This window comes from Geobacter psychrophilus (assembly GCF_056821595.1).
In genome coordinates this window covers 706,462-719,322 of record NZ_JBXDTU010000004.1, presented here as the reverse complement: position 1 = coordinate 719,322, position 12,861 = coordinate 706,462, and the positions used below count along the sequence as shown (strand labels likewise).

The 12,861-nt window shown below is 53.0% G+C and carries 7 protein-coding genes; all 7 read left to right on the top strand.

The genetic code is table 11. The features are described from left to right. The first annotated feature begins 4 nt into the window (after positions 1-4). Complete coding sequence (locus ACOCF6_RS05535; protein ID WP_482459397.1) at positions 5-631, top strand: GerMN domain-containing protein; 627 nt, start codon at positions 5-7, stop codon at positions 629-631. Next, entirely contained in the window at positions 628-3,048 is a 2,421-nt protein-coding gene (locus ACOCF6_RS05530) for a homocysteine S-methyltransferase family protein (protein WP_482459396.1), read from the top strand. Before ACOCF6_RS05535 ends, ACOCF6_RS05530 begins: the two co-directional genes overlap by 4 nt. Before the next feature lie 110 nt (positions 3,049-3,158). After that, positions 3,159-3,710, top strand: coding sequence for a hypothetical protein (locus tag ACOCF6_RS05525; protein ID WP_482459395.1), 552 nt, complete (start codon positions 3,159-3,161; stop codon positions 3,708-3,710). 59 nt (positions 3,711-3,769) lie between these two features. Next, positions 3,770-5,287, top strand: coding sequence for a sensor histidine kinase (locus ACOCF6_RS05520; protein ID WP_482459394.1), 1,518 nt, complete (start codon positions 3,770-3,772; stop codon positions 5,285-5,287). Next, the gene (locus tag ACOCF6_RS05515; protein ID WP_482459393.1) at positions 5,259-6,629 is read left to right on the top strand and encodes a sigma-54-dependent transcriptional regulator; all 1,371 of its coding nucleotides are present in this window, start codon (positions 5,259-5,261) and stop codon (positions 6,627-6,629) included. Before ACOCF6_RS05520 ends, ACOCF6_RS05515 begins: the two co-directional genes overlap by 29 nt. A 395-nt stretch (positions 6,630-7,024) precedes the next feature. Then, positions 7,025-9,046, top strand: coding sequence for a CxxxxCH/CxxCH domain c-type cytochrome (locus tag ACOCF6_RS05510; protein WP_482459392.1), 2,022 nt, complete (start codon positions 7,025-7,027; stop codon positions 9,044-9,046). A gap of 334 nt (positions 9,047-9,380) precedes the next feature. After that, a complete protein-coding gene (locus ACOCF6_RS05505) occupies positions 9,381-12,785 on the top strand; it encodes a CxxxxCH/CxxCH domain c-type cytochrome (RefSeq protein WP_482459391.1) in 3,405 nt (1,134 codons plus the stop codon). The last annotated feature ends 76 nt before the right edge of the window (positions 12,786-12,861 follow it).

Genomic DNA, 12,861 nt, shown 5'->3' with positions numbered 1-12,861 from the left:
ATACATGCCGCCTGTACAGCGCAGAAAAATAAGTATCAGTCTGCTGATTCCCTTTGCGATTATTGCACTGGTGTTTGGCGCTTTGATCTGGAAGAAGACCCATGACAGCCGGGAGGTGCGACCTGTTCCACAGGTGGTGGAACCGGAAGCGGCCCGCAAAGGGGTCCTGTTCTTTGTGGCCGACGGCACCAGCCTGGTGCGTGAAGCGCGGGAGCTGGAAGCCTGTGGAGAAGCACAGGCATGCTTGGAAGACCTGCTTGCTGAGCTTTTCAGCGGTCCGGTCGGGGATTTTGATGAGGCGCTGCCGGAAAGTTCAAGTGTGCAGAGCGTGCGTATTGAAGGCGATCTGGCCATCGTCGATCTGAATCAGTCGTTTGCTGTTGACCTGGCGGCCGGGAGTTCTGCCGAGATGCTGGCGGTATACTCGATTGTCGATACGATCTGTGTCAATTTCCCGCAGATCGCCAGGGTGAAGATTACCGTTGAAGGTAATGAAAAGACGCAGCTGCGGCACCTGGACCTGAGTGATCCGCTGCAGCCTGATTTTTCGCTGGAGCAGCGTCTGACGCCAGCTGACGGAAACCGGACACCACCAGCACCAGCGCCGGCAACACAGAAAGGAAAACCATGAAGCCGTTTCTAAAAGCCATTCGAGAGCAGGTGCTTATTCTTGACGGAGCTATGGGTACCATGCTGCAGGAGCGGGGCCTGAAGCCGGGCCAGTCGCCGGAGGAGCTCAATCTGACCATGCCGCAGGTGGTGGCCTCGGTCCATCGCGACTACCTGGAGGCCGGTGCCGATATCATCGTTACCAATACCTTTGGCGGTACCCGCTTCAAGCTGGCCCATTACGGACTGGAAGGCCGATTGGTCGAGATCAATGCCCGGGCCGTAGAGATTGCCCGCACGGAAGCCGGGGGCAGGGCCTATGTGGGGGCATCAATCGGTCCGACCGGTCAGTTTGTGGAGCCGCTGGGAGAGGTGACCTTCGATGACATGAAAAATGCCTTTCGGGAGCAGGCCCAGGCTTTGGTCGATGCCGGTGCCGACCTGATCACGCTTGAGACCTTTCTCGATATCAAGGAATGTCGAGCGGCACTGATCGGCATCCGTGAAGTATCCGCAAGCATACCGGTGATTGCCATGCTGACCTTTGACGACAACGGCCGTTCGGTACTGGGCACCTCGCCGGAAGCGGCCGCCATTACCCTGACCGCAGCCGGCGCCGATCTGGTCGGTTCCAACTGCGGCCTGGGCGTGGACGGCATCTTCGATATCCTCTGCCGCATGCGCACGGTGACGGATCTGCCGCTGATTTCCCAGGCCAACGCCGGTCTGCCGCAGCTATTGGACGGCAAAACGATTTTCCCCGGCACCCCGGCCGAAATGACCGCCTACCACGAGCGCATGATCGCTCTTGGTGTCCGGGTGATCGGCGGCTGTTGCGGTACAACCCCTGCCCATATCCGCGCCATGAAGGCAGCCCTGGCAGATCATCAGTCGACCTGGGCTCCGCAGGCCGAAACGACCGGTGACACGTTTTTGTCCAGCCGCGCCGGCTGGTGTGCGGTCGGCGGGAGCAACAAAACCGCCATCATCGGCGAACGGATCAATCCCACCGGTAAAAAACTGTATTCCCAGGAACTGTACGACGGCAAGGTGGCCTACATTCGCCGCGAGGCCATGGAGCAGGTGGAAATGGGCGCGACCCTGCTGGATATAAATGTCGGTGCCCCGGGCATTGATGAAGCGGTTGCCATGGAACGGGCCGTGTTCTGTGTCAGTGCCGCCGCCGGTGTGCCGATCGTGCTGGATTCATCAAATCCGGCCGCTCTGGAGCGGGGCTTGAAGGCGGCTGACGGGAAGGTGCTGATCAATTCCGTATCCGGTGAGGCCAAGAGTCTGCGCCGGGTATTGCCGCTGGCAAAGAAATACGGGGCAGCGGTGATCGGCCTGACGCTTGATAACAAGGGTATCCCCGACAGTGCCGAAGGCCGGCTGGTTATTGCCCGGCGTATCCGCAATGCTGCCCGGCGGCAGGGCATACCTGACAGGGATATCATCATCGATTGCCTGACCCTGACGGTCAGTGCCGAGCAGAAACGGGCAGCAGAGACCCTGCGCACGATCCGGCTGGTCAAGGACAAGCTGGGCCTGGCAACGGTGCTGGGGGTCAGCAATATCTCCTTCGGACTGCCGCAGCGGCCGCTGATCTCTTCGGCCTTTTTTGCCATGGCCATGGCGGCCGGTCTGGATGCTGCCATCATCAATCCCAAAGACAAGGCCATGATGGATGCCTGGCGTTCTGCCATGGTGCTGCTCAATCTCGACCATCAGGCGTCTGTCTATATTAATGCATATCGCGGGGAACCGGCTGCGGGCAGTGTACCGACACTCGTCTCCGATGCGCCGCTCTCCATCCGCGAACAACTGACCCGAGCTGTGATCAATGGCGACCGCGACGGCATCGTTGCACTGGTGGAGCAGGCCTTCGCCGAGGGGTTGACCCCCATGCAGGTCAGCAATGAGGGTTTTCTGCCGGGCCTGGAAGAGGTCGGGCGTCGTTTTGAGAACAATATATACTTCCTGCCCCAGGTAATGCAGTCAGCCGACACCATGCAGGCCGGCTTCGCCCGCTTGAAGGAGGAGATGAAGGGTCAGAGTTTCGAAAGCCGCGGACGGATCCTGATGGCTACCGTGGAAGGAGACATCCACGATATCGGCAAGAATATCGTCTGCACCCTGCTCGAAAATCATGGTTTCGAGGTCTTTGATATTGGCAAGAACGTGTCGGCCGCCACCATTATCGCCAAGGCGAAAGAATTCTCCGTTCAGGCCGTCGGCCTGTCGGCCCTGATGACTACCACCATGTCGGAGATGGATATTGTCATCAAAAAACTCCGGGCTGCCGGGGTCAAAACCTTTACCATGGTCGGCGGTGCCGTCGTAACACAGGAGTATGCCGACCGTATCGGTGCCGATCTGTATGCCCGGGACGCCATGGAAGCGGTGGCCAAGATAAAGCGTCTGCTTGCTGTCGAAGAGTAGGCTGAACGGTGACATGGGGCGCTTGATGTCAGGTTCGCTTAACACGTTGCAATCACGTGTTCATGTGTGTTAAATAGTAATTACGTCATTTCGCGTACAGGTGATTTCCCATGGTTCTCGGCTTTAATCATAATGTTACCTACAAGGGAGAGGTCTTCCACGTCCAGACTGAGGACAGTGGTGTCAATAACCCTCACATCATTACTCTGCTCTATCGAGGCGGCGTGATTCTCTGTTCCAAGAAAACCAGCTACGCCGACATCGTCAAGATGGATAATCTTGAGTCTGTGGTGGAAGAGCTCATGAAGGCCCAGCACAAGGAACTTATGCGGCGACTCAAGTCGGGCGAGTTCGACGAACGGGCCTTCTCGATCCAGGCCCCGCTGCTGGAAAACTACGAGATACCCTCTCCCAAGCCGGAATCACAGGCAACGCTCATTCCCAAACCCGTGCCGCAGCCCAAAGGGATTAACGATCTTTTCTCCCCCGTTCCTGCGGCCCAGCCCAGTTCTTCCAAGTCAGATATCTCTTTGCTCTTTGCACTGCCTGCCAGCAAGTCAGCTGCGGTTCCTGCTGCACAGGCACCCGCCGAAACTGCTCCGAAAGACGTTGTGAGTCTCGATGAGGCCATTCTCAACTTCTTCGGCGCCAATGAAAAATAGCTGCATGAAATCAAGGTGTTTTCGCCCTGAACGGTTCCTGCACCCACCAGGAGACCTCCTTGTTCAATAGCCTGACAACCCGCATCATCGCAACGACCATCACCCTGCTGGTGTGCGGTATATTTATATACGCGACCTTCAACGTTCGGTACCAGCAGGCTCAGTTGATCGATACCGCCCGCGAGAGTACCGAACTGCTGCTGCATACGGTTGAGAGCAGTATTTATAATACCATGCACCTGGGCAATGTTCAGGATGTCAGTTCGATACTCTCTATGGTCGGCCAGCATAACCAGCTGGTCGGCGTACGCATCTTCCATCCCCACGGGATTGTACTGCGCTCATCCAACCACGCCGAGGTCGGCCGGGCGGTCAGTATGAACGACTACAAGCTCTATCAAAGCCCCAAAAATTACGGCATATTTGATCTGCCCCCCTATGGCGAAGTGCTGGGCATGGTCAAGCCGATCTATAATGAACCGATCTGTCACACCTGCCACGGCACGAAAGCCAGGGTTATCGGTATCCTCAATATCAATTATTCGCTCAATCGCACCAAGATGCAGATGCTGGCGGCCTCCCGGATTTTCATTGCTTCATCGATCGCAATCACCGCCTTTCTGGCAATCACCATATCAATCATCCTGCTCAAATTTGTAAAGAAGCCGCTGGACAGGATCATTGATAATATGTCGAGGGTTGAAAAAGGTGATCTGAGTGTTCGCATCCAGTACAGCGGCAAAGATGAGATCGGCCGCCTTATCAGCAGCTTCAACTCGATGGTGGATAAGCTTAATGTTGCCAAGGTTGAACTGGAACAGTTTCATTTCCAGCAGTTGGAACGGGCGGACCGGTTGGCCTCCATTGGTGAGATGGCCGCCGGCATTGCCCATGAGATCAAAAACCCCCTGGCCGGGATTTCAGCCGCGGTCACGATCATCAAGGACGACATTTCCCCTGACGACCCGCGCAACTCGATTCTGGGTGAGGTGCTCCAGCAGGTGCAGCGACTTGACAAAACGGTCAATGACCTGCTGTTTTTTGGCAAGCCGTCACTGCCGGAACTTACCTGCATCGATATCAATCAGGTTCTCAGTATGACCTGCAAGTTCGCTTCCCAGCACCGCAGCGTCGTGAATATAGAAAAGCAGATCAATCTGGCTCAGGGGCTGCCCCCGGTGTACGCTGACGGAAAGCAGATGCAGCAGGTCTTTCTCAATATAATTCTGAATGCCTTTCAGGCCATGGTGGGTGGCGGGAAGCTCAGCATTACCACCAGCAGGGCCTTCCGGCAGGATAAGGAGTATGTCAGGATCGATGTGGCTGACACCGGCCCCGGCATCCCGCCGCAGATTCTGGAAAAGATCTTTACGCCGTTCTTTACCACCAAGGCCCAGGGGACCGGACTGGGACTGCCGATCTGCTGCAAACTTATCAATCTGCATCATGGTGATATCCGGGTCACCAGTGACGATAGCCATGGAACCGTCTTTACTATAGAGCTTCCGGCCTGCAACACGAACGAGATCGATGCACTGAGGAGAGAGGATGAAACTCAACAAGATACTGGTTGTTGACGATGAGCACCTGATTCGCTGGTCGCTGGAACAGAATCTGAAAAAACAGGGCTATGATGTTATTATGGCGGGTACCGGTGAAGATGCATTGCGATGTGCCCGTGAACAGCAGCCCGATCTGGTGCTCCTGGATATCCAGTTGCCCGATATCAGCGGCATCGAGGTTCTGGAAAAGATCAAGGAATTTGACGAGGATATAATTGTCGTCATGCTCACGGCCCATGGCGGGCTTGAAACGGCTGTCAATGCCATGCGTCTGGGGGCCTACGATTACGTCAGCAAGCCCTTTAACCTTGATGAGCTTTCCATTATCATCAAAAAAGCACTGGAAAACTGCGATCTCAAGCGCGAAGTCGTCAGGCTGCGCACCGAGACCAAAAAAACGGCCCCCAATATCATCGGACAAAGCCGACAGACACAGTATCTGATGGAAGTGCTGGACAAGGTTGCCAGGAGCGAGGCCTCCACGGTCCTGGTGCAGGGTGAGTCAGGCACCGGCAAGGAGTTGGTTGCCAAGTGGATTCATTATAGTTCCAACCGGGCCGAGAAGCCGTTTATTGCCATTAACTGTGCTGCCGTTCCGGCAACGCTTCTGGAAAGCGAGCTGTTCGGACATGAAAAGGGTGCGTTCACCGATGCAAAGGCCACCAAAAAAGGGCTGTTTGAGCTGGCCGATGGCGGCACGGTCTTTCTGGATGAGATCGGCGACATGGAAATGGGCATGCAGGCCAAGCTGCTCCGTTTTCTCGAAGACCGTTCCTTCAGGCGCATCGGTGGCGGCCGGGTGTACACGGTTGATGTGCGCATCATCTCGGCCACCAACAAGGACCTGCAGAAATCCATCGAGGAAAAGAGCTTTCGCAACGACCTTTATTACCGGTTGCAGGTTATCCCGATCTTCCTGACCCCGCTGCGTGAACGCAAAGAAGATATTATCGCTCTGGCGTCACACTTTGTTGAAATGTACAACAAGGATTTCAATAAAAAGGTGCAGGGCATTGCCGGCATGGCCGAGCGTATGATGCTTGATTACAGCTGGCCGGGCAATGTGCGGGAGCTCAAAAATGTCATCGAGCGGGCCATTATCCTGGGTAACGATGAGTCTCTTCTGATGGAGCACCTGCCGCTAGAAATCGTGGCCAAGGCGTCTGCCCAGGGCGGGGCGCCCATGGCGGCCTTCCGGCTCCCGCCGGAAGGTATTGATATAGAAGAGGTCGAGAAGGAATTGATTCGTCAGGCGCTTGAAAATACCGATTGGAATCAGTCGAAGGCCGCCAAAAAACTTAATCTGGGTATAGATGCGTTCCGCTATCGGATGAAAAAATTCGGTTATTTAAAATAAAAAACGTGTATCAGGGGAACAGCTTTTCCGAACAATGCTAAATTTCAACGGTAACTTACTGTAGGATTGATGGGCGCTTGACCAATGTAAAGGTTATGCGCCCATTTTGGCATTAGTGTTGCATTTATTGAATCGTGAAACGTGGCAACAACGGGAAAAAGAGTGTCTTGTGAACAGTATGTTGAAGGATATCAAAGACATGTGTATGAAAAGCTGTACGTTAAAATCCCTTGTATATAAGCGAGCCCAGTGTTCCTTACGGCTATTTCACGGTCCGATCAAATTTAGTAACGCCACTTCACCGGTGGCGGTAATTTAGGTGGGTTTAGCAGCACGTTTCAAAGGTTGTAACTCTAAGTGGAGTGCACTTAATCAAGAGTGAAAAGGAGAAAGGTATGAAAGAAGCAAAGCCGCAAAAGAAGACGTTTCAATCAGTCCTGCTGTCACTGCTATCGGTTGTTGCGGTGCTGGTAATGGCAAGCCCGGCGCTCGCAGTAATGGACTGCGCCTCGTGTCACGGTGACGGTATCAATCCCGCCACTGGCCTGCTTCGTACTGGCACTGACATGCGTCCAGTCGATGCTGCCTACCGGAATATATCCACCGGTGGATTCGTGGGTAGTCACCAGTCGCATATGAAGACCGCAGTTGCTCCGTCAGCAGCTGGAGCTGCCTGTGCAGCGTGCCACAACAACGGAACGTACACCACCAGTCACCGTAATGGCACCATTACCTTTGTTCCTGGTGTTGCCTATAATAAGGGTGCCGGCGCCATTAGCTTCACCAACCAGACCTCTGTGCCGGTTCTGGGTACCTGCGGCACCGCTTCCTGTCATGCCAATCCGGTCGGTACCGGGTTTGTGACAACCCCAACCTGGGGTGTCAACACTGCAGCCGGCTGTACAGGTTGCCATCAGGGTGCCAATGCCATTACAGCAACCGGTCCCGCTACCGGTACCCATGCTTCGCACAATGATACCACCTGTACCGATTGTCACAGCACAGGAACAACCGCGACTACAACCGGTCTGCAGCACAACGATGGCAATATCGACATCTTCAAAACCACCCCTGGCGACCTCGGCTACACAATTGACAAGGCCAAAGGCACAACAGGTGCTACCTGTAACACTGCTTCCTGTCACGTAAGCCCCGTTAGTACTGCATTTGTAACAACCCCTGCCTGGGGTACCAACACTGCATCAGGCTGTGTCGGCTGCCATAGCGGCGTAAACGCTATTCTGGCTACCGGTCCTGCTACCGGTTCCCATGCTAAACACAACGATACCACCTGTACCGATTGTCACACCACTGGAACAACGGCGACAACTGCCGGAGCATCGCACAGAAATGGTGTTATCGACATTATTGATGGCTACCCACTCAGCAAAGTCAAAGGCACAGCTGGTGCCAGCTGTACCACCGCTTCTTGTCATGCCAACCCATATGCACCAACAGGTTCGGTTGCAACACCTAACTGGGGCACCAACACAGCATCAGGCTGCGTAGGTTGTCACAACGGTACAGGCGCTATCGCCGCAACTGGTCCCGCAACCGGTGGCCACGTTCTTCATATGTCGCGAGCAGCCATCGCCTGTACAGATTGCCATGCTGCTGGAACTACCGCTACAACTGCACCGACCACAGGTCACAATGATGCCAACATCACCGTAGCTAATGTTGGCTATCCTGCCACAGTTGCCAAGCATGCTGCGGGTACATACGTAGCAAACGGCTGCTCCAGTGTTAGTTGCCACAATTCACCCGCCGGTTACACACCTACATTTACTGCTCCTGCAATTACATGGGGTGGAAATGTAAACTGTAACGGTTGTCACGGTTATCCTCCGTCTCCTACAACCAATCACGTCGGTGTAACAGGCGATGTTTGTTACAGCTGCCATGACAACGTCAAAAATACTACAGTTTCCACCACTCCAAGCGCAACGGCATTCGTTGATCTTTCTAAGCATATGAATGGTGCCGTCGAAGGCGGAAAGTGTAATTCCTGCCACGGTTACCCACCGGTTCAGACCTTGGGTACCTTCGGTCACCTGAATAACTACACTGGCGCCAGGTTGCAGAACTACTCCGGCGGTGGCGGTGTTCACTCTGTGCCTGGTCACCTGGCGCTTACCATTAAGCCTTCTGATAAGTGGGGCACAATTGGTTCGGCAACTCCTGGTTGTATAACATGCCATCCTTCAACATCGCATAACCAGAATGGCGGAACCTTCTTGACGGCAAGCGTACAAGTTGTTGTTGACCCGAATTACAGGTTTGACAAAAACCGTCCGATTGTTTACAATGCCGTTCAATCTGGTACAAGTAAGAAGTCCGGTACCTGTGCAAACGTAGCCTGTCACTTCCAGAAGTCACCAATCTGGAGTACGGAGACTTACACGAAGGGCCATTAATACTTAGTTGAAAAGGGGGGAGCGGGAAACCGCCCCCCCCCTATTAAAGAGTAATTTCAGTTATAACGTACTTTAGTCATAGAATGAGGAGTTACGTATGAAGACATGTCAAAGCACGGGATATTATCAACAAGTTCGAGTTATCTTGTTGCTATGCTTAGTTTCCTCGCTATTCTTTTCTGGTTCAGCATTCGCGTTGAACGGGAATCTAATCGATCAGTGCTCTGACTGTCATGGTACGCCGATAAATCCGCAGAACTTGGTTGCATATCCAGGACCTGCAGATAACAGGCCCTTGGATGGGTCGTATAGAAATATTTCGACAGGTGCGTTCGTGGGAAACCACCAGCGGCACATGGGCGCAACCACATCGCCAAATGCCTGCACCCCCTGCCATGGTACTGCTCAATCAAAAATGGACCATCGGGACGGCAAGATCAATATGCGGCTGCATATTAATTCAACTGCCACAATCAGAGGAACCTACGGAAAAGGAACATTCATTAATCAAACATCAGTATTTAACACTGTAAATGCAACGTGTAGCAATGTTAACTGCCATTTCCAAAAAACAACGTTAACGTGGGGTTCTGCAGCATATTCTTATACCAGTTCTTCGGTAAATGACTGCGATCAGTGCCACGGTAACGGGACGCTCTCCGCACCTCAGGACGGCAGTCATCCAAATACGACAAATAAGCATGGCCTGTATTACGGCTACGATGCCTTGTCCTGTGCAAAGTGCCATGCCAACCATACAGTAGAAGCCAACAGATTTGCACATGCAACCAGTGCCGGTAATCGCTCATTGATTTTGAATGGCACTGATTTTGCTTCGACCAGTTATTCAAAAGCTGCCACCAACCTGGTATACCCGGCGTACCTGTCTACAACTCCCGCCAACCGTAACGGTACCTGTACAACCTTCTACTGCCACAGTCCTGGTACAGCTGGTACGAAGCAAGCCGACGGACGTACAACGATTTCTGCTCCGAATGTTTTACCAAACTGGGTAGCTGGCAGTACAGTTGATTGTTCTTCATGTCATACCGGTGGGACAACCACAGGACCGACATATGCCACTACTGTTAAGGCAAATCTGCACCCGTCTCACACACAAGCCGGTGTCGTATATACCTGTGATGTATGTCACTACAATGTTACCAACAACGGAACGACCATTTCCAACTACAGCAAACACGTAAACGGTTTCTATAACATATCGGCCAATACCACGCTGATACCGGCATTTAACTACACGTTTGCTGCGACAGGCGGTACCTGCAGCAAGGTTACCTGTCACGGTAATACAGCTCCGGCTTGGAGCGCTACTTTCGCTCCTACCAGTGGCAATCAGTGCCAAAAATGTCATGGATCGCAAACTCTGGCATTTACCACCGTTACAGGGGCTTCAATCGCCCCCGGTACCGGCAATATCGATACCAGTCGTACAGCTGGTATTACAGTACGAGGCGGAGCGCATCAGGAACACCTCAAGCCTTCTACGGTAACGACACGTGCAGTTCACTGCAGCGAGTGCCATATTCCTCCTGCTAACGTCTCCGAAACGACACTTGCGAATGTTGCCATCCCGCATCTCAAGTATTCTACCGCACGGCTGGATTTTAAAGGTCCTTCAATCGCTTATTCCGCTGTGCCAGCAGCAACTCGTACCGGTGGTGTCATCAGTTGCTCCAACACGCACTGCCATACCGGTAAGGAGAATTCCGGTACCAACATGGTTCCTACCTGGAACAGCACGACCTATATTGCGGCAACACCGACGGTCGCTGATTGCAATAAATGTCATGGTCTCCCGCCACGACATCTGTACGGTCACGCCAGTACGGCGAGATTGACAACAATTACCGGCACCAACGCTTTTACACTCTGCACAGGTTGTCATTCCAATCTCAACCTGTCACCGGCAACGGCGACTCCTGCTGCAATATTCAAAGACCCGAGCCTGCACATCGATGGTATCGTTCAGGCTGGTGGACACTCACCAGCATATCCCTATCCGACACATAACAGTGCTGCAGGTGCTGCACCGTTTACTAATTGTGTAACATCCGGCTGCCATACAAACGGCACGAATACCACCTATCCCGCAACAGTGTTAGGTAACCCGCCAGACTGTCGTGGCTGCCATAAAGCGGCGACTCCGGGCTCTGGCTGCAGTTCCTGCCATGGTGATGCTACGGGACGGCCATCCAATAATGTTGCAGGCAATGTCTTCCCGAATGTCAGCGGAAGCCATGGAAAACACGTTGTTGCACTTGGCTATGCATGTACTGTATGTCACAGCACGTATGGTACCGGTTCAGCAAGCCATGGTAGTAATAGTCGCAATGCATCTGCCCAAACGCTTGCATTCGTCCACGTGACATCAGCAACCCGGCAGTTCGGTGATTTTACGTTTACCAAAAAAGATCATGTCACCGCAGGAAAAGGGTCTTGCGGCACTAACACATGCCATGGTCCGGCTGAGTGGGGTGTTGATAAACTCGATTGTATCTCTTGCCATTCAGCAACTGTTGCAATTACAAAAGGACCACTTACTGGCGGGTCGCGTGATGCGGTAGCCTTGAATCTAAAAAATTCCGGTACCCGTAACCATAAATCAACAGCTGTTGGATCCGATGCCAGCAAGTGGGATTGTATCGTTTGCCATATGGAAGGAAACGTCTCAACAGGTTCCACTGATTCTGCTTATCATGGTAACGGTGAGATTGAATTCCGTGATCCGGATACCGGTACGCAGGTTCGTAAGGTTCGTTGGAGTGGCGGTGCATTTGGATCCAACGATGCCGCCGGACGTTACGTCGATACGTTAACAAACTTTACTACGGCTCGTTTCTCGCGAAATCTTTCAGTTACTTTGGAAGCTGATCCGGCATGGCTCAAGATTGCATCAATTCAGATGAATCTTTGTCTGAAATGCCACGATAACAATGGTGCCACAAGCACTAATGCCCAGACGAAAAACCCGTCGTTCCCGGGAACTGCTGTGCAGCCATTTGGTAATCCTGTCGGGAACTCATCTTCTCTCGTATGGATATCGACAACACTAAAAACTGCTGCCGGTAATGCCACTGGTAACGTTATGAACGTCTTCTCGCAGCTTTCTTCCGGAAATGCGTCGTATCATCCGGTCCGCGCCCGCCAGAACAACGGCTTTGTTCGTGCTGCCAGGATGAACGCACCGTGGAATGGTGGTACTTCTGCTGCATCAACATCCTCCTACGGCTACCTGATCAGCTGCTTCGACTGCCACTCGGCAAGTGGCGCTTCAGGTAATCAAACAGGAACTGAAGTTGCCCATGGAAATGGTGTTACAGGTACGAATGCACTTGCCCTCAGGGCAGCAAACTACGCTGCAACAAACAACCTGTGTACCCTCTGTCACGCGGCAGCTTATGCCGGAACGACAAACCATGGTGGCGGTGCGTTTGCTGCTAATGGTAGCAGCAAAAATGACACTTACTATACTACGTGTTTTGCCTGCCACTCTAATACCAATGGTTCAGCAAACAATCCGCTTTTAGCTTCGCGTGCTTCTGATGCTCATGGTTTTAATGGCATGGGTGATACAGGCGCTGCTACAAATACCTTCGGAACTCGGCCCTATGCATTTATTCGAGCCAGAGGTCCCATGGGTAACTGGAGGCCAGGAACCTGTGCAAGTACATCGGGTTGTACATCATCAGGTCCTTACACACCAGGTGGCACCTATTAAATTGTAATTTTCAGTTCTTGACATTTGAAGCCCCACTCTTTTAAGGGTGGGGCTTTTAATTTTCATATCATGTATG